The sequence below is a fragment of the Amycolatopsis rhabdoformis genome (assembly GCF_035918295.1).
Classification (GTDB): Bacteria; Actinomycetota; Actinomycetes; order Mycobacteriales; family Pseudonocardiaceae; genus Amycolatopsis; species Amycolatopsis rhabdoformis.
Map to the genome: position 1 here is coordinate 2,225,444 of NZ_CP142149.1, position 17,401 is coordinate 2,242,844.

At 70.9% G+C, this 17,401-nt stretch carries 18 protein-coding genes; 11 read left to right on the forward strand and 7 right to left on the reverse strand.

What is annotated here, in order from left to right; translation table 11 throughout:
- The first annotated feature begins 235 nt into the window (after positions 1 to 235).
- Positions 236 to 1,189 (forward strand): SDR family NAD(P)-dependent oxidoreductase, encoded by a 954-nt coding sequence (locus VSH64_RS10425; RefSeq protein ID WP_326835326.1) that lies wholly within the window; start codon positions 236 to 238, stop codon positions 1,187 to 1,189.
- A gap of 60 nt (positions 1,190 to 1,249) precedes the next feature.
- On the opposite strand, the gene VSH64_RS10430 is transcribed toward VSH64_RS10425, so the two are convergent.
- Positions 1,250 to 2,266 carry a zinc-dependent alcohol dehydrogenase family protein gene (locus VSH64_RS10430; protein WP_326835327.1) on the reverse strand — a complete coding sequence of 339 codons (1,017 nt, stop codon included), beginning with the start codon at positions 2,264 to 2,266 and terminating at the stop codon, positions 1,250 to 1,252.
- A 96-nt stretch (positions 2,267 to 2,362) separates the two neighbouring features.
- Positions 2,363 to 3,193 carry a tautomerase family protein gene (locus VSH64_RS10435; protein WP_326835328.1) on the reverse strand — a complete coding sequence of 277 codons (831 nt, stop codon included), beginning with the start codon at positions 3,191 to 3,193 and terminating at the stop codon, positions 2,363 to 2,365.
- A 108-nt stretch (positions 3,194 to 3,301) separates the two neighbouring features.
- On the opposite strand from VSH64_RS10435, the gene VSH64_RS10440 reads away from it, so the two are divergent.
- The 4 genes from VSH64_RS10440 (at position 3,302) to VSH64_RS10455 (ending at position 7,163) form a co-directional block, all read left to right on the forward strand.
- Positions 3,302 to 3,889 (forward strand): TetR/AcrR family transcriptional regulator, encoded by a 588-nt coding sequence (locus VSH64_RS10440; protein ID WP_326835329.1) that lies wholly within the window; start codon positions 3,302 to 3,304, stop codon positions 3,887 to 3,889.
- A gap of 226 nt (positions 3,890 to 4,115) precedes the next feature.
- Complete coding sequence (locus VSH64_RS10445) at positions 4,116 to 4,883, forward strand: SDR family oxidoreductase (RefSeq protein WP_326835330.1); 768 nt, start codon at positions 4,116 to 4,118, stop codon at positions 4,881 to 4,883.
- A 14-nt stretch (positions 4,884 to 4,897) separates the two neighbouring features.
- The gene (locus VSH64_RS10450; protein WP_326835331.1) at positions 4,898 to 5,776 is read left to right on the forward strand and encodes a patatin-like phospholipase family protein; all 879 of its coding nucleotides are present in this window, start codon (positions 4,898 to 4,900) and stop codon (positions 5,774 to 5,776) included.
- Between the two features lie 460 nt (positions 5,777 to 6,236).
- On the forward strand, positions 6,237 to 7,163 hold the full coding sequence (locus VSH64_RS10455; RefSeq protein WP_326835332.1) for a 2-dehydropantoate 2-reductase: 927 nt from the start codon (positions 6,237 to 6,239) through the stop codon (positions 7,161 to 7,163).
- Between the two features lie 97 nt (positions 7,164 to 7,260).
- Here VSH64_RS10455 and VSH64_RS10460 read toward each other — a convergent pair whose 3' ends face one another.
- Positions 7,261 to 8,670, reverse strand: coding sequence for an amidase (locus VSH64_RS10460; RefSeq protein WP_326835333.1), 1,410 nt, complete (start codon positions 8,668 to 8,670; stop codon positions 7,261 to 7,263).
- A 96-nt stretch (positions 8,671 to 8,766) separates the two neighbouring features.
- Entirely contained in the window at positions 8,767 to 9,354 is a 588-nt protein-coding gene (locus VSH64_RS10465; protein ID WP_326835334.1) for a TetR/AcrR family transcriptional regulator, read from the reverse strand.
- Positions 9,355 to 9,550: 196 nt separating this feature from the next.
- Here VSH64_RS10465 and VSH64_RS10470 point away from each other — a divergent pair, with 196 nt between their 5' ends.
- The 3 genes from VSH64_RS10470 (at position 9,551) to VSH64_RS10480 (ending at position 12,789) form a co-directional block, all read left to right on the forward strand.
- A complete protein-coding gene (locus VSH64_RS10470; protein WP_326835335.1) occupies positions 9,551 to 9,898 on the forward strand; it encodes a DUF1330 domain-containing protein in 348 nt (115 codons plus the stop codon).
- Positions 9,899 to 10,420: 522 nt separating this feature from the next.
- Entirely contained in the window at positions 10,421 to 11,371 is a 951-nt protein-coding gene (locus VSH64_RS10475) for an alpha/beta hydrolase (protein WP_326835336.1), read from the forward strand.
- The gene (locus tag VSH64_RS10480) at positions 11,368 to 12,789 is read left to right on the forward strand and encodes an MFS transporter (RefSeq protein WP_326835337.1); all 1,422 of its coding nucleotides are present in this window, start codon (positions 11,368 to 11,370) and stop codon (positions 12,787 to 12,789) included. The genes VSH64_RS10475 and VSH64_RS10480 overlap by 4 nt, the downstream gene beginning before the upstream one ends.
- Before the next feature lie 62 nt (positions 12,790 to 12,851).
- Here the strand turns inward: VSH64_RS10480 and VSH64_RS10485 are convergent, their stop codons facing one another.
- The gene (locus VSH64_RS10485; RefSeq protein ID WP_326835338.1) at positions 12,852 to 13,370 is read right to left on the reverse strand and encodes a winged helix-turn-helix transcriptional regulator; all 519 of its coding nucleotides are present in this window, start codon (positions 13,368 to 13,370) and stop codon (positions 12,852 to 12,854) included.
- 26 nt (positions 13,371 to 13,396) lie between these two features.
- Between VSH64_RS10485 and VSH64_RS10490 the strand changes: the two genes are divergently transcribed.
- A complete protein-coding gene (locus tag VSH64_RS10490) occupies positions 13,397 to 13,678 on the forward strand; it encodes a DJ-1/PfpI family protein (RefSeq protein WP_326835339.1) in 282 nt (93 codons plus the stop codon).
- Between the two features lie 81 nt (positions 13,679 to 13,759).
- On the opposite strand, the gene VSH64_RS10495 is transcribed toward VSH64_RS10490, so the two are convergent.
- Complete coding sequence (locus VSH64_RS10495) at positions 13,760 to 14,290, reverse strand: hypothetical protein (protein WP_326835340.1); 531 nt, start codon at positions 14,288 to 14,290, stop codon at positions 13,760 to 13,762.
- Between the two features lie 170 nt (positions 14,291 to 14,460).
- Positions 14,461 to 15,192: an alpha/beta hydrolase gene (locus VSH64_RS10500; protein WP_326835341.1), complete on the reverse strand. Its 732-nt coding sequence runs from the start codon at positions 15,190 to 15,192 to the stop codon at positions 14,461 to 14,463.
- 334 nt (positions 15,193 to 15,526) lie between these two features.
- Between VSH64_RS10500 and VSH64_RS10505 the strand changes: the two genes are divergently transcribed.
- Both VSH64_RS10505 and VSH64_RS10510 read left to right on the forward strand, forming a co-directional pair.
- On the forward strand, positions 15,527 to 16,912 hold the full coding sequence (locus VSH64_RS10505; protein ID WP_326835342.1) for an MFS transporter: 1,386 nt from the start codon (positions 15,527 to 15,529) through the stop codon (positions 16,910 to 16,912).
- A complete protein-coding gene (locus tag VSH64_RS10510) occupies positions 16,909 to 17,397 on the forward strand; it encodes a pyridoxamine 5'-phosphate oxidase family protein (RefSeq protein WP_326835343.1) in 489 nt (162 codons plus the stop codon). The genes VSH64_RS10505 and VSH64_RS10510 overlap by 4 nt, the downstream gene beginning before the upstream one ends.
- The last annotated feature ends 4 nt before the right edge of the window (positions 17,398 to 17,401 follow it).

Consider the following 17,401-nt stretch of genomic DNA (forward strand, 5'->3'; position numbering starts at 1 on the left):
CGACCTGTTCCGGTCGGCTTTGCTCGGATGTCCTCCACTGTAAGGAAATCCGGAATCCTGTCCACCGCGCCGTTCCGATTTCGGGGCGCTGCGCGAATGGCCCACGACAACACCGGCGAAGTGGCCCACGAAGTGGATCACACCGCACTTATCTTGGCTGTCACAGGCCACGACGAACGCGTTCCCGATCCGCCACCACAATCTGCCACCACAATCTGCGAAAAGAAGACGAGGCATGACGAAAACCACCACTCCCTTCGGCGCGCGCGCAACGGCGGCCGAAGTTCTCGCCGGGGTCGACCTGAGCGGGCGCCGCATCATCGTGACCGGGGGATCGGCCGGGCTGGGGCTCGAGACGGTGCGCGCCCTCGCCGGGGCCGGCGCGCAGGTGACGATCGCCACCCGCAACCCCGTGGCGGCGAAGCCGGTCGTCGACGAGATCGCGAACGTCTCCGTCGCGGAGCTCGAACTCAGCGATCTCGACTCGGTGCGCGCGTTCTGTGCGGAATGGAGCGGCGAGGTCGATGCGGTCGTCGCCAACGCCGGCGTGATGGCGCTGCCCGAGCGGCAGCTGAACGCCCAGGGCTGGGAACTGCACCTGGCCACCAACTTCCTCGGCCACTTCGCCCTCGTCACCGGTCTGCGAGAAGCGCTGGCGGAGCGGGCCAGGGTGGTCGTGGTGAGCTCCGGCGCGCAGCTGCTCACCGGCCTGGACTTCGACGACCCGCACTTCGCGCGCCGGCCCTACGACCCGCTGGTGGCGTACGCGCAGTCGAAGGCGGCGAGCGTGCTGCTGGCGGTCGGGATCAGCCGGCACTGGGGCGACGCCGGGATCACGGCCAACGCGTGCGCGCCGGGCGTGATCCGCACGAACCTCATGCGGTACCTGGACACGGCGGCGCTGCAGTCGCTCGGTGCCGCCGACGCGGACGGCAACGCCCTCACCCCGGCGTACTTCAAGACACCCGAGCAGGGCGCGGCCACCGCGACGCTGCTCGCCGCGTCACCTCTCGTGGACGGGGTGACCGGACGGTACTTCGAGGACAACCAGGAAGCCGACGTCGTCGACGGCGGGCCGGACCTCGTGGCCGGTGGCGTCGACTCGATGACCGGCGTGGCGAAGTGGTCCGTCGACCCCGCCGCGGCCGACCGGCTCTGGGACTACGCGAGTGCGAGCATCGGAGCGTAGCAGCGAAGTTCCGGCCCGGCCGTGGTGCGCTCGTGACCCGAGCGCGCCACGGTCGTCGGGTCAGCCGGCCGTCGGGCCGTCGGGGGAGAGGCTGACGACGATCTTGCCGACCTGGCCGTTGCTCTCCAGCCGGCGGTGCGCCTCCGCGAAGTCGGCGAGCGGGAACACCTGGTCGATCACGGGGACGAGGTCGCCGTCGGTGATGCCCTTGCGGACGTGGTCCACGGCCGCGGCGAGGCGGCCCGGGTCGTCCAGCGCGAGCTCCATCACCCCGAAGCCACGGATGGTGAGCCGCTTGAGCAGCAGGTCCAGCACGCTCACGGTGGCCGGCGTGAAGTCGAGCACGCCGTAGACGACGAGGAACGCGCCGGTGGCGGCCGCCGAGATCAAGCCGGCCAGCGCGGCGCCGCCGACCGGGTCGAAGAGGACACGCGCGCCGCGGCCGTCGGTGAGCTCCAGGATGCGCGCGACGACGTCTTCTTCGGTGGTGGCGACGACCGCGTCGGCACCGGCGTCGAGCAGTCGCTGCCGCTTCGCGCTCGTGCGGGTGAGCGCGATCGTTTTCGCGCCCTCCCGCCGGGCGATCTGGATGGCCGCGAGGCCGACGCTGCTCGACGCGGCCGAGATCACCACGGTGTCGCCGGGTCGGGTGTTCGCGAGGTCCACGAGACCGCCGTAGGCCGTGATGTACTGCATCCACGTGGAGGCGGCCTGCTCGAAGGACAGCTCTTTCGGGTGCGCCACCACGAAGTTCGCCGGCGCGACCACGGATTCACCGTGCATCGGGTAGCTGAGCAGGTCGAAACCGGGCACCACGCTCACGGCCTGGCCCGCGTGGAAATCGGTGACCCCCTCACCGACGGCCGCGACCACTCCGGCGACCTCGAACCCCAAGCCGGAGGGCAGAGCCGGGGCGACGCCGTACTGACCTTGGCGGAACAGGGAATCCGCGCGGTTGAGCCCCCACGCGCGGGCGTGGATCAGGACTTCGCCGGCCTTCGCCCGCGGCTCGGGAACCTCCTCGAGCCGCAGCACATCGGGGCCGCCGAGTTCGTGGAAGCGGACGGTTCGGGTCATGGGGCGACTCCTCGGGAAGGGGAAACTGCCTGGAGGTGAACCGGGGGAAGGGGAGTTCCGGGGTCCGGAAGGGACGGTCGGCGGGCGCTCCGGGTCTCAGCCGGCCGTTTCTCGCCCGGCGGCGGTGTCGGCGTAGATCTGGGCGGAGCGGAAAACGCCGCCGGTCGTGTCGAAGACCCAGGCGTTCTCGACGTGCATCTGTTCGCCGGTGGTCTTGCCGGTGGCGGTGATGGCGATCTGCGCCGTGAGGTGGTGCTCGGCCTCGATCAGGCGCACGAGTTCGGTGACGAAGCTCGAGTAGTACTCGTTGCCCGATCCGACGACGCGCGCGAGGTAGTCGTCGAACGCCTTCGCGCCGACGAATTCGCCGCCGTAGGGCATCGACTTCGGCATCTTGAACACGAAGTCGTCGCGCAGCATCGACACGAGCCGGGCGCGATCGTTGTCCCGGAACAGTTCCGTGACCGCCTGCGCCATCTCGTCGGGCGTGTAGGCGTCGCGGGTGCCCGGCACCGTCGCGGCGCGGTCCAGCGCCTCGCGGGCGACCGTCTCCGTGCCGGAAACGCCGTCGGCGAAGGAGAAGTTCACGGGCGCGGTCTCGTGCATCTTCACGAACACGTCCGCGGGCTTCGTGCCGGGGTTGGCGCTCAGGTTGCGGACCAGGGCCCGGTAGAACGCTTTCTTCTTCGCGTCGCCGCGCTGGAGGCCGTCGACGATGGTCACGACCAGGAAGTCGTCGGACCGGGGGCCGCCGCGGAAATCGCGGGCGACCACCATCTCCTCCCGCTCGTGCTGGTGGATGAGCTGGAACCGGTCGTCCTGCTGCATGCCGAGGCCCTCCACCAGGGCGTCGTGCACGCTCTGGGAGACGGCCGCCAGGTACGCGGCGGACTTCCCTCGCAGGAGGTCGATGGTCACGAACGGCATGGCGATCCTTCCTCGGCGGAATCTCGCGTCGATTATGTCGCTCGACATACTACTGAGCGCAACCAACTATGTCGTTCGTCATACATGCCACGGCGCTACACTGGGCCCATGGCTCGACGTTCGGACACCAAGGCGCGCATGGTCGGCGCCGCTCGCCAGCTCATCCGCGAACACGGTTACCACTCCATGGCGCTGTCCGACGTGGTCGAACGCAGTGCGTCGCCCCGGGGGTCGGTCTACTACCACTTCCCGCAGGGCAAGGTGCAGATGGCGGCCGAGGCGGCCGAGGCTCACACGCGCGAGCAGGTGGACCTGATCACGCAGCTCGCCGGGGAGGCGACGACGCCCGAGGAGCTGATCCTGGCCTACGTCGAGGCGGCTCGCGAAGGCATGCTGACCAGCGGATACGGGCGCGGCTGCACCATCGCGCCGCTGGTGCTCGAGGTCGGCCAGGAGTCGGAGGAGCTCGGTGCCGCCAGCCGGCGCGCGTTCCTCCTCATGGTCGAGACCATGGCGCTGCGGCTCGTGGTGCTCGGCGCGGAGCAGGCCGAGGCTCGTGAGCTGGCGCAGTCGACGATCGCCGGCGTCGAGGGGGCGATGGTGACCTCACGCGCCCTGCGCAGCCCCGAGCCGTTCGACGCGATCCGCGACACCGTGGTCGGCCGGGCGCGAGCCCTCGTCGCGGTGCGCGACTGACCCTTCGATCGACGCCGGGAGTCGGCTCGATCACTCGAAAGGTGTCGGAGAATTATGTCGCCCGACATAGATAGATGTTAGCCTCGGTGAAGGCAGGTTGCTTCGGTCGCCTTCCGGAGCGTCATCGCGGTGGCCTTGCTCCCTGGCGGTCCACACGGGACTGCCACGGCGTGTCCTCGGCCGGCCCGACTGTCATCAGCGATCCAGCGAAACAGGAGTTTCCGAGATGTCTTCGATCCTCATCACCGGTGCGTCCCAGGGCATCGGCCGCACCATGGCCCTGGAGCTGGCCCGGCGCGGCCACCGGGTCATCGGCACCGCCCGCAACCCGGACAGCCTGGCCGACCTGCCCCTCGCCGAGCGGCTGCGGCTGGACGTGACCGAGCAGTCCAGTGTGGACGCCGCGGTGGCCGCCGCCGGCGAGATCGACGTGGTGATCAACAACGCGGGGGAGACCATGCGGGCTCCCCTTGAAAGCGTGCCCGTGTCGGAGGTCGCGCGCCTGTTCGACCTGAACACGCTGGGCGCGCTGCGCGTGGTGCAGGCCGTGCTGCCCGGTATGCGCGAGCGCGGGTCCGGCCACCTGGTGTTCCTGTCGAGCATCCAGGGCCGGATGGTGCTGCCGATCATCGGCCCGTACGGCATGAGCAAGTGGGCCGTGGAAGCCATGGCCGAGGTGCTCGCCATCGAAGCCGGCCACTTCGGCGTGAAGGTCAGCCTGATCCAGCCGGGCGTGGTGGCCACGAACGGTGGCGCGAAGGCGAAGGTGTACCGCTCCGACGACGACCCGTACGGCCCGCTGTTCGACGAGCTGGTGAAGACCCGCGGCGAGGTCGTGACCCCGGAGGAGGTCGCCACGATCGTCGCTGACACGATCGAGCAGGAGAACCCGCCGCTGCGGGTGCCGGCCGGCGCGACCGCGGTCAAACTTCTGGCCGAGCGCAAGACCGCACCGGAGGGTGAGGTCTTCTTCCCCTTCGACCTCGACTGGTGAAAGGTGCTTCTCCGGTGAACGAGATTTCCGAGCACGGTTCTGCTCCGGCGAGAGCACTGGTGCTGGGCGGCGGAGGACCGGTCGGCGCGTCGTGGGAGGCGGCCTTGGTCCTCGGGCTCACCACGGCGGGATTCTCGGCGGCCGACTCCGACGTCGTGCTGGGCACTTCGGCCGGCGCGCTCGTCGGCGCCTGGCTGACGATGCGGCCCACCGGCCTCGCCGGGCTGCCCGACCTGATGCGGCAGCGGGCGGCCTGGCACGCCGAGCGCGCGGCGAACGGGCGCAGTGACCGCGAAAAGCTCACCCGGATGATGAGCAAGAAGCCCGGCGCCGGAGGTCCGTCGATGCTGGCGCTGGCCCAGGCTGCGGTGGAAGCGGAACCGCCGCTGTCGGCCGCCGAGGCCGCGGAGCTGTGGCAGCGCCGCGCACCCGAAGGCTCGTGGCCGCGGAACCTGGCGATGGCGAGCGTGGACGTGAAAACCGGCCAGGCGCGCGCATGGTCGGCCGACGACCGGCTTCCGCTCGCCGTGGGGATCGCCTGCTCTACCGCGGCTCCGGGTGTCGCGCCGGCCGTCGACGTCGCCGGTACCGTCTGGGTCGACGGGGGAGTGCGCTCCTCCACCAACGCCGACCTGGCTGTCGAAGCTGGCGGAGGACTGCGCGGCGGAGGCAAGGTCCTGATCGTGGCCTGCCGGCCGATGGACGACCTCGCGCGGGAGGAGGCCATCCTCGCCGAGCGCGGCTGTGACGTGCGCGTGCTGGTGTCCGAGCCGTACTACGGGCAGCCGTCCGACTTGCTCGACGGGCGGTTCATCGACGCGGCAACCGAAGCGGGTGCGCGCCAGGCCCGCGAAGTCGCGGGAGAACTCACGAAGTGGTGGAACGAGCAGTAGCGGTTTGGCCGGCCCGGTTACGGTCGGCGGCGCAAAGGAATCCGCGCCGGCCCGGCGAGCTCACCCGGCCCGAACGGTGGGGTCACCTGTGCTCGTCACGATCACTCCGCCGCGCGGCACCGCGTCCGACGCGGCCGGAGCGCGAAGCAGCCCCGGTCCCCTCGGCCGGGGCTGCATTGTCGGCGAGGGCGACGCGAACCCGGGAGAGGCCACTGTGGACACTGAGGTGACGACTGCGCCGGGTGAACTGTTCCTGATGCCGGGGAACCGCCGTGCTGCTGCCGATCTCGACGTGCGGGGTGGCGGGTGTGCCCTTCCGGCGCGCGAAGCGCACCGCTGAGTGGACGCGGGAACCGGCGAGTGACGTCGGCTCTCTGGCTTGCTCGATGAAAGTCAGAGGTGTTACCGTCGGCCGACTGCCGCCTGCGTCGGCGCGCGTGGACTTCCCGGAGGTTTCGGCATGGCTCGAGTGTTGGTCGTCGGTGCGGGTGCGACCGGTGCCTATTTCGGTGCGCGGCTCTCGCAGGCCGGCAACGACGTGGCTTTCCTGGTGCGGCCGCGTCGGCGTGAGGTGCTGCGCGAACGCGGCCTGCGCATCGTGAGCGCGGAGCGCACCGAGGTGCTGCACCCCGAGCTGCTCGTGGCGGGAGAGCTGGCCGACCCGTACGACGCGATCCTGCTGTCGGTCAAGGCCGAGGCGCTGCCCGCCGCGATCGAGGACCTCGCGCCGGCGGTGCGGCCGGGCGTGGGGATCATCCCGTTCCTCAACGGCATGGCGCACCTGGATGTCCTCAACGACCGGTTCGGGCCGGGCGCGGTGCTGGGCGGCGTGGTGAAGGTCGTCACGTTCGTGGACGACGACGGCGACATCCGCCAGCTCGCCCCGATGGCGGACATGGTGATCGGTGAACAGTCCGGCGAGGAGACGCCCCGGCTGTCCGCACTCGCGCGGGACTTCGGCTCCGCCGGCTTCCCCTTCGCGACCTCCGACCGGATCGTCACGCTGATGTGGCACAAGTGGGTCTTCATCGCTTCCGCCGGCGCGATCACTGTGCTGATGCGCGGCACCATCGGCGAGATCGCCGGTGTCCCCGGCGGCGCGGACTTCGCCGCGGCGGTCGTGGCCGAGGCGGCGGCCGTGTCGGCGGCGGCCGGCCACCCGATGACCGCCGCGGAGTTCGCGGCCACCACGGCACAGCTCACGGCGAGCGGCTCCGCCTTCGCGCCGTCCTTCTATCGCGACCTCGCTCGCGGCCTGCCCACCGAGGTCGAACACGTCTTCGCCGACCTCGTGCTGCGCGGCGACAAGCTCGGCATCGAGACCCCGCTGCTCAGGCTCGCGACCGTCAACCTGCGGGTGCACCAGAATCGCGTGTCGGCCTCCTGACCCCGTGAGCAGCACGAGAACTTCGGTGTCCTGAGTGGACACGACCGGGCGCCCCGAGAGGTCTTCTCGGGGCGCCCGGCTCGGTGTGCGGAGATCGTCAGAGGGACGGGTGCAGTCCGCGGACCGGGCTGAGCGTCTCCAGCAGTGCGGCCAGGTGCAGGATCGTCGACTCCGCGTGCCAGCCGGCGGCGAGCTGGACGCCGATCGGCAGGCCTTCGCCGGAGGTGCCGAACCGCATCGACAGGGCCGGGAGGCCGGTCAGGTTGAACGGCACGGTCGCGGACATCACGTGGAAGACGCTCAGGGTCTGGCCGTCGAGCGTGAGTTCGGACGTGCCGTGCCGGTGCGCGGGGACGGTGGTCACCGGGAGCAGTAGAGCGTCGTACTGCCGGAAGTATGCCGCGAAGCCGTCCCGGAGCCGTTCGACACCCTGCTCGGCCCGCACGTAGTCCTCAATGGACGTTTCGGGTGCGGCGCGCATGAACTTCGACGCCGTGTGCATCTGCTCGGCGTGGCCCGCCGTGGCGGCCGCGTAGGCGGGCTTCACCTCCATCACGTGCTGCAGGTTGAACAGTTCGAGCGGGGTGTCGTGCTCGAGGGCGGGAATGCGCACGGCTTCGACGTGCACGCCCGCGCCGCTCAGCGCTTCGGCGGCCGCCGCCACGGTCGCCGCGACCTCCGGGTCCACGGGCCCGAGCCCGGAGTCGACCAGCCAGCCGACGCGGACGGTCCGCTCCGGCGCGGCGCCGAGACCGGCGTCGAACGAGGCCGGGACCGTGGAGGAGAACCCGTCGGCGCCGTCGGGGCCGGCGAGGAACGAGTACGCGAGCGCGAGATCGCGGATGGTGCGCGCCATCGGGCCGGCGTGCCAGTCGCGGCGCGGCTCGCGCGGCCAGATGCCGGTCATCGGAATGCGCCCGTGGGTCGGCTTCAGCGCGACGATGCCGGTGTTGGCGGCCGGCCCGCGCACCGAGATCGCGAGGTCGCTGCCGAGGCCGATCGGCGACATGCCCGCGGCGATCGCGCCGGACTCGCCGCCGCTCGAACCGCCGGCCGTGCGGCCGAGGTCCCACGGGTTGTTCGTGTCCCCGATCAGCCCGTTGTCGGAGTCGACCGCGTAGGAGAACTCCGGGAGGTTCGTCTTCGCCAGGAGAACGCCGCCGGCGCGCTTCATCCGGGCCACGGCGGTGGCGTCCGTGTCGGGCACACGCCCGGCGAAGATCGGCGACCCGCGCTGGGTGAGCACGCCGGCGGTGTCGAAGGAATCCTTGACGGTGAAGGGAACCCCGTGCAGCGGCCCCACCGCCACGCCCGAAGCCAGCTCCTCGTCCGCGGCCTTCGCGGCGGAGAGAGCGCTTTCATTCACGGTGACCACGGCGTTCACCTTGGGGTTGGTGGCTTCGATGCGATCGAGGTGCGCGCGCACCACCTCGACGGAGGACACCTTCCCGGTGCGGATCAGGGCCGCGAGCTCGGTCGCGTCGGACCAGGTGAGGTCGGGGGACATGAGAGTTCCTTTCTTAGACCGGTCTACTAGTAGAGGACAGCACTGCGCGACCCGGTACCGCGCAGGCAGGAAACGGGGGTGGAAACTCGGGATGGGTCAGACGTGCAGGACCTGGCGCGTGACCGCCATGGCGCGGTCGAGCTGGCCCGCGCTGCCGTGGATCTTCGCGATCATGCTGGCCCCGAGCCACAGGTCGTAGAGGCTCTCGGCCGTGGCGCGGGGAGTGTCCACGACGGACACCGACCCGTCCGTGATGCCGTCGGTGATCATCCGCTCGATCCGGTCGACGATCTCCGCGGTGCCCGATTTCGTCGTGACCCGCATCGCCTCGGACAGATCGGCGATCTCGGCGCCCAGCTTCACGACCAGGCATCCGCCCTGGCAGTCGTCGGCGGCCTGGGTGTCGTAGAAGTACTGCCAGTACTGCATGAGGTGCTCGGCCGAGCTCTTCTCCCTCTGGGCCACGATGCGGTCCATGGTGGCGAAGTAATCGTCGAAATAGCTCTTCATCATCGCCTCGCCGAAGGCGTCCTTCGACGAGAACCAGTGGTAGAACGACCCCTTCGGCACGCCGGCGTCGGCCAGCACCTCGTTGATGCCGACCGCGGCGTACCCCTTGGCCAGCACGATCCGCCGGGCGGCATCGAGCAGGGTCTTGCGGGTTTCGGCTTTGGCGACGGGCATGGCGGAACCGTAGCAGGCGATTAGACCAGTCGTCTAGTGGGTCGGGTCACGGGCCGCCGGGAGCCGCGAACGCCGCCGCGGGGTTACGGTGACGGCCACGCTCGGGCGGGAGCGCGAGAACCGGCGTGGGGATGGCCGGTGGCTCGAGAAGGGGATTTTCCCGCCTGTGCACCACGAACTCGACCCGGGAGGACGCATGACGCAGCCGCACGACGAAGGACCGGTCTACGCGCTCAACCTGTTCGACGTCGCCGATCGGGAGGAGTACCTGGCCTACTCCCGGCGATCGCCGAAGGAGGTCGCCGCGCACGGCGGTCGCGTGGTCGCGCTCGGCCGGTTCCGGGAGTCGGTCGCCGGGGACATCGAGCCGCGCACGGTGATGATCGTCGTCGAGTGGGAGTCGCGCGCCGCGTTCGAGAGCTACCGCGCCGACCCGGCTCTGGCCGACCTGCACCCGCACCGCGAGAACGGCTCGTCCGCCTACGTCTGGCACCTGTTCGACCGCCTGGACGACCTGCGGCCGCTGCTGCGCCCGGGCTCGTAGCTCTCGAGCTGCACGGCGACGGAATCGTCGGAACCCGGCCGGGTTCCGACGATCTTCGGTGTCCGGAGTGGACATTCGCTGTCTCGTTCTCGCCCGCCGTTTCGGGTCAGGCGCATTCGGGCGGCCGCGTGACTTGGGTTACGCGCGGCTTTGCCCTCCTTTCGCCGCTGTGATCGGGTTGTGGCGGCTCGGCTCCGTGAATCGGCGACCGGCTGGAGCGGCACGGAGGCGGGCGGGTTTCCGGTTTGTCCCTGAGTGTGCCGGTTTGCGTCAGGGGAACCTTCACATGAGTTCGCTGACCGAACCATGGCGTGCTATGGTCCCTCATGGTTCGTTCACCGAACCTGCAGCTGACCCGATCCGCAGATGTCGCGGCGACGCCGAACCAGGGGAGTGCCGATGCACCGGTTCCCTGCGCGGCACGGCCGGGACCGTCGAGAAGGTCGGCGGCCGGCCCGCCCGAGAGCGCGTTCGCGGCAAGTGCGGCGAGGTCGGCACCAGCGGACCGCGTTCCGTCCCCGCGTGCTGACGCGGGCGACCCCGACCGAGGAGTTTCCCTTGCCCTACGCGGTGAATCCGGAGCTCGCCGTCGGCCTGCCCGGGAAGGCCCGGGAGGCCGAGCCTTCCCGGTACCCGCGGCGGGCGGAGCCGGACGTCGGCGGGCTGACCGTCGAGGACCGTGAGGTACCCGGCCGGCACGGTGCGCCGTCGGTGCCGGTTCGCGTGTACCGGCCGAGCAGGGGGAGCGAGCCGCGGCCCGCGGTGCTGCACCTGCACGGCGGCGGCTTCGTGACCGGCGGCCTGGACACCGACCACGCCGGTGCGGCGGCGCTCGCCGAGGCCGTGGGCGCCGTCGTGGTCTCGGTCGACTACCGGCTCGCGCCCGAGCACCCGCATCCGGCCGCGGTCGTCGACTGCTACGCGGCGCTGGTGTGGCTGGCGGAAACCTCCGACGAGCTCGGAGTGGATCCCGCGCGGATCGCCGTGGTCGGGCGAGGCGCCGGGGGTGGACTGGCGGCCGCCGTGGCGTTGCTGGCCCGCGACTGCGGCGGCCCGGCACCGGCGTTCCAGGCGCTCGTGAGCCCGGCGCTCGACGACCGGCTCGCCACCGAGTCGATGCGGACCTCGGTGGACCCGCGGGTCGGGCACGAGCGGAGCTGGGCCGCCTACCTGGGCGACGAGGCCGGCGGCCCGTTCGTGTCCTCCTACGCCGCGCCCGCCCGCGTCACCGACCTGACGCGGTTGCCGCCGGCGTACGTCACGGCAAGCCAGTTCGACGCGGTGCGCGACGAAGCGCAGGAGTACGCGAGGCGGCTCGCGCAGGCGAACGTGCCGGTGGAGCTGCACCTGTACCCGGGCGTCGACCTGTCGCCCCGAACCGAGGCCGACTTGGCCGGCGCGCTGGGACGGGCGCTCGCGGCGCCGCGACCGGCAGAGAACTCCGTGACCAGCAGAAAGGCAGGACGATCGTGAACGTCGAGAACCCGCGGACCGAGGACGCGGCACGACCGGCGGCCGAGGGGCCGACGGTGGCCCTGGCGTGTGTCGCCACCGTGCTGGCGATGGTGATGTTCACGGTGCCCATGAGCACGTTGGTCACGTTGGGCCAGGCCATGGGCGCGAGTGCCACGGACCGCACGTGGATGCTCAGCGCGGCCAGCATCGGGCTCGGCGCGGGCCTGCTCGTGAGCGGTGCGCTGGCCGACCGGCTCGGGCGCCGCACCGTGTTCGTGATCGGCGCGGCGGTCCAGGCGGGTTTCCTGTTCGGGGGCGCGGTGTTCGCGAGCTCGACCCTGTTCAGCATCGCCCGCGTCGGCCAGGGGCTGGGCGCGGCGGCCCTGGTGGCGACGAGCCTGGGGCTGATCGCTCAGGTCACCCCGCACGGCCACCGCCGTACGCGCGCCACCGGTTTCTGGGGAGCGAGCCTCGGCGTCGGCATCCTGATCGGGCCGTTGCTCGCCGCGCTGCTGGGCCCCGCGGCCGGCTGGCGCAGCCCCTACCTCGTGATCGGTCTGCTCAGCCTCGGCCTGATCGTCTTCGCCCGGGTGCTGCCCGCCAACCCCGCGCGGCACGCCCCGGCCGGCGGCCGCATCGACTACTTCGGCGCGGCGGCCCTGATCGCCGGCCCGAGCGCACTGCTGGCCGGGCTGGTGCTCGGCCGCGCCGGCTGGGTCCGGCCCACGGTGATCGCGTTCCTGGTCGTGGGTGTCCTCATCATGGCCGCCTTCGTCCGCCACGAACGGCGCACGGAATTTCCGTTGGTGGACATCAGCCTGTTCACCGACTGGCAGTTCGTCACGGTCACCGTCGCCGCCTTCACCGCCGGGTTCGGCGTGATCTCCCTGACCTCCTACACCCCCACCCTGGTGGAGCAGGGCCTGCACGGTTCCGCACTGGCCGGCTCGCTCCCGCTCGTGATCTGGGCCGGGGTGAGTGTGCTGGTGTCCCTGGTCGCGCGTCACCTGCGCGGCCGCATCACGCCGGAAACCCAGCTCGCCCTCGGCCTGATCATCACCGGCGCCGGCCTGGCCACGCTCGCACCCCTGTACGACACTTCCACCCTGCTGCGCCTGATTCCGGGCTTCGCGATCGCCGGTATCGGCACCGGCTTGCTCAACGCCGCGCTCGGGGCCCAGGCCGTGGCCACCGTGCCGGCCCACCACGCGAGCATGGGCAGCGGCGTCAACAACACCGCGCGTTACCTGGGCTCCGGTCTCGGGGTCGCCGTGGTGACGTCCACGGTGGACCCCGCATCGCCCCAAGCCCTGTTGCGTTCTTGGACCGTGCCGGTCGTGATCTGTGCGGCCATTTCGGTGCTGATCGGCGTGGCGATCCCGGTCTACGCCCGGATTTCGCGCAGTGGCGCCCGGGAGGTTGCCGCGGTGCGGTAAAGCCGTGGTCACCGCACCGCCGGTCCGAAACGGGCGCCGCCGCGGAGTCCCTCGCGCCACCTTCACCGTGCGCGCAGCGGCTCCAGCATGCGGTGGGGTTCGGCGAGGGCTTCGCTGACGAAATCGCCGGCGTGGTCGTCGTAGCCGGGGCCGGGGAGGATGTCGAGCTCGGCCGGATCGACGGTGCGGCCGCAGGACGAGCACGAACCGTCCTGGGCGAGGAGACCGGAATCGCGCACGTGGCGGAACACGCGGCGCGGCCCGCGGGGCGAGAAGTGCTCGTCGCCCCAGGCGAGCAGGTCGCGCACGGCCGGCCACAGGCCCAGGCCCTTGTCCGTGAGCACGTATTCGCGGTAGCCGTGGCTGCCGGGCGTCTCGGTCAGCAGGCCGGCTTCGAGCAGCCCCTCGAGGCGCTCGGTCAACACGGCGCGCGACATGCCCAGGTGCGCCTGGAAATCTCCGAAGCGACGCACACCGAAAAACGCGTCGCGCAGGATCAGCAGCGTCCAGCGCTCGCCGACGATCTCGAGGCTGCGCGCCAGGGAACACTGCTGACCCGCGTAGTACTTGGGGAGAGCCATGACGCCATGCTACCAGGGGGAGTTCGTTGACCGAACCGTCGTGGCGGGCCGCCGGCCACCTCGCCGCGCACTCCTTTTTCCTGCCGACGCCGGTGCGCGTGGAAGACGTGGACCCGTCCGCTTTCGACGGCGTGCTGATCCCCGGCGGGCACGGCCCGATGCAGGACCTGGCCGTGAACGCCGACGTGGCGCGCGTCCCGGCTACGCTGCTGCTGCCCGACGACACCAAGGTCGTGGCCTCGCTCTGCCACGGCCCCGCCGCGTTGATGTCGGCCGGCGTCCTCCGCGGTCGGTCGACGGCAACCTGATCACCGGCCAGCACCCTGCCTCCGGGCACGCCGCCGAGGTGATCCTCAAGGCCCTGGCCGAGCGCGGCTGAACTCGGCCCGCTACCCGGGCGGGGGCGGCAGCTTCCGCGCGACGTCGTGCCAGTACTCGGCGATCGCGCTGGTCCGGCGCACGATCGCGTCGGGTGCGGGCGGCGCCGGCCAGAATTGCAGCAGGTAGTGGTCCCGTTCGGGTTCGCCGGCGGGCCGGGTGTCTCGGGTGTGGCCGGCGTCCATCGCGGTGCCGGCGTAGCGGACGCGGTAGTCGCCCGGCGCGAGGTCGAGGTCCCAGGAGCTCTCGCCGCCCCAGGTCACGAGCCGCGAAGCGCCTTCGACGCGGAACGAAACTTCGACCACGTCCTCGGCGCCCTGGTCGGGCGGCTCGGTGTCGTGGACCTCGACCCTGAACCCCACGTTACCGGTGTGCAGCCCGGTGATCAGGTAGAGGGTGCCGGCGGTGGCGGCGCCGCACAGCCCGTTGCGCTGGCCGGCGAAACACGCCGTCCGCCGGCCCTGGAAAGGGTCACCGCCCTCGCTGTGGACATAACACTGTCCATAGTGGACGTGGAGGTCGTCGTTGAGCACTGTTCGCATGCCGGTCATCCTGGCAGGGGCCACCGACAGTTTCGGTCGCCGAACCCCGTCGGTTCCCGGCGGCGCACTCCGGGGACGAGGACCAGGTTGACGTGCGGTGACCGGAGGCCGGGCCGGCGTCGCCGGTCGCGGTGGGGCGGCCGCGGGGCGACGGCGGCCCGGGGTCAGGGTCAGTCGCGGCCGGCGAGTTCGAGTTTGGTCGCCAGCAGGGCCGGGTTGGTGAACATGACCTCGTGCGAACCGTCGAGTGTCACGAGGCGGAAGACCCCGAGGCGGCGGGCGTTGGCGAGGTAGCCGTGGTCCGGGTCGCCCGGCGGAAGGGCGGCGTCCTCGCCGCAGAGGACGTAGCTGCGGGGGATGTGGGTGAGGCTGTAGAACTTCGTGAGGTCCAGCTTCTCCACGGTGGGACCCAGCGGCTCGGGCGTGAGCAGGCGGTAGGTCTCCTCGGCGCGCGCCAGGTCGGCGTCACCGATGAAGGCCTCGCGCCAGACCTCGAAGGGCAGCATCACGGTGTCGTCGGTCGTCTGCGCGGCGAGCTGCGGGAACAGTTCCTGGTACGCGGGCGGCGTGTTGTCCAGGACGCTCGTGCCGTTCACCGGCACGAAGGCGTTCAGGAACACCAGCCGGCGCACCCGGTCCGGCAGCCGCTCGGCGACGCGTGCGATCACGCTGCCGCCGAAGCTGTGGCCCACCAGGACGAAGTCGCCGAGGGAGTGCTCGTCGAGGTACTGCGTGATCGACGCGACGCAGTCGTCGTGGGTCACGGCCCGGGAAGCGCCGGGGCCGTGCCCGGCGATGGTGGGGGAGTGCACCTCGTGCCCGCGCTCGGTGAGCCGGTCGGCGACGTCGGCCCACAGCGTGCCGTCGTGCCACGAACCGTGGACCAGGACGAAGGTGGCCATCAGAGCTCCCTCGGGAATCGCGCCGCGCGCCGGTCGTCGGTTGTCGGATGACTCATCGTGGGCACCATTGCTCCTCAACGCCGTGTGGATGGGAACCCGACACTAACCACGCGAACCGCGCCGGGGCCCGGGAATTCTCGTGTGCAGAACTCAACCTGGTCAAGTAGTATCCATATTCAATGACCTCGACCGCGGCGAAGGGAAGCAGACCGTCCGAAAAGGATCTCCGGAGGTGCTGTTCTGGTCTGAGGAATTCCCTCGGTCGGGGTGGGCCGCGTCGTTTTACTGGACCCCGTCCATCCAGAAACTCGCGACCACCCCGGGAGAAGCCTCAATGACTGAGTCTCCGCCGCACGTCGCCCCGCGTGACCTCGAGAACACCGACCGGCGCGGCCGCAAGGCCCGGATCGGGGCGCAGGTCGGGTTGTTCATCGACATGTTCGACGTCTACCTGCCCGTGATCGTGCTCGGGCCGGCGCAGGCGTACTTCACGCCCGCCGGCATGCCGGAGTCCACGGGACGGATCGTGACCGCCGCGATCTTCGTCGCGACGCTGCTCGGCCGACCCCTCGGCGCGCTGATCTTCGGGCACCTGAGCGACCGCCGCGGCCGTCGGCGCACGTCGATCATCTCGCTCGTCGGCTTCGGGCTCTGCACCTGCGCGATCGGGCTGCTGCCCGGCTACGCGACACTCGGCATCACCGCCGTGGTGCTGCTCGTGGCGTTGCGGTTCCTCGACGGGGTGTTCCTCGGCGGCCAGTACACCGCAGCCACACCGCTGGCCCTGGAGCAGAGCCCGAAGGCGCGCCGCGGTTTCAACGGTGCCGTGATCATGACGGGTTTCCCGCTCGCGTACTGCGCCATCGCGCTGCTCACCACCGGACTGCTGCTCGTGGTCCCGGCCGGCGGTCCCTCGACGCCGTATGTGCAGTGGGGCTGGCGGATCCCGTTCTTCATCGGCGCGGCCCTCGCGCTGGTGTGGGCGTGGTGGTACGCGCGCAACGTCCAGGAGTCCGACGCCTGGCGCGACCGTGACACCACGCCGCGCCGCTCGCCCGTGGTGGAGCTGCTGCGCGGCGGGAACCTGCGCGGTTTCCTGCAGGTCTTCGTGCTCATGTCGGGCATCTGGCTCGCGTTCAACATGGTCGGCGCGGTGCTGCCCGCCGTGCTGCGCACGAAGCTCACCGGCGTCGAGTCCACGATGGTGCTGGTGGTGGCCTACGCGGTGCTGGCCCTGGCCTACGTCGGCGCCGGCGCGCTCAGCCAGCGCATCGGCCGCAAACCGTTCCTCGTGGCGCAGGGCGTGCTCACGGCCGTGGCCGCGCCGCTGCTGTACCTGCTGATCGCGAGCGGGCAGCTGCACGGGGTGGTGCCCATCGGCATCGCCGTGGTGCTGCTCGTGCTCGTGGTCGTGACGACCTACGCCGTGGTGAGCACCTACATCGTGGAACGCTTCCACGTCGGGGTCCGCTCCAGCGCGTACGGGCTCGGTTACACGACCGCGGTGATCATCCCGTCGTTCTACGCCTTCTACCAAGCCGGCCTCGCCCGGCTCCTGCCCTATGAACTGACCCCGCTCGTCTTGCTCTGCGCCGGTGGGGTGCTCATCGTGGTGGGTGCCGTGTCCGGACCGGAGACGAGGAACGTCGACCTCGGCGCCGGCCACGCACCGGCGGCGCCCGCTCTGCAACCGACCCGAAAGACAGGAGAACCGCTGTGACGATCATCGACCAGGACATGCGCGACATCATCGAGCGGGCCATGCTCGCGTTCGCCGCCACCGTGTGCGAAGACGGCTCGCCCAACCTTTCGCCGAAGGGCTCGGTGCGCGTCTACGACGACCAGCACCTGGTGTTCATGGACATCGCCTCGCCCACGACCATCGCGAACCTGCGGCGCGACCCGCGGATCGAGATCAACGCCATCGACTTTTTCAGCCGCCGAGGCTACCGGTTCAAGGGCGTGGCGCGGTTCGCCCCGCCCGGCGCGCCGGAGTACGAGTGGCTCAACTCGTGGCTGCTGGACATCAACGGCCCCGGCTACCCGGCCAACGAGGTCGTGGTCGTGGAGGTGCAGCGCGTGCTGCCGATCCTCTCCCCGGCCTACACGTTCGGTGGCGCCGAGCAGGAGCCGCTCACGAAGTCGTGGGAGGAGCGCTACCGCACCACGATCGCGGAGCACGAGCTCGGCGAACCGAAGGTCTGACGGC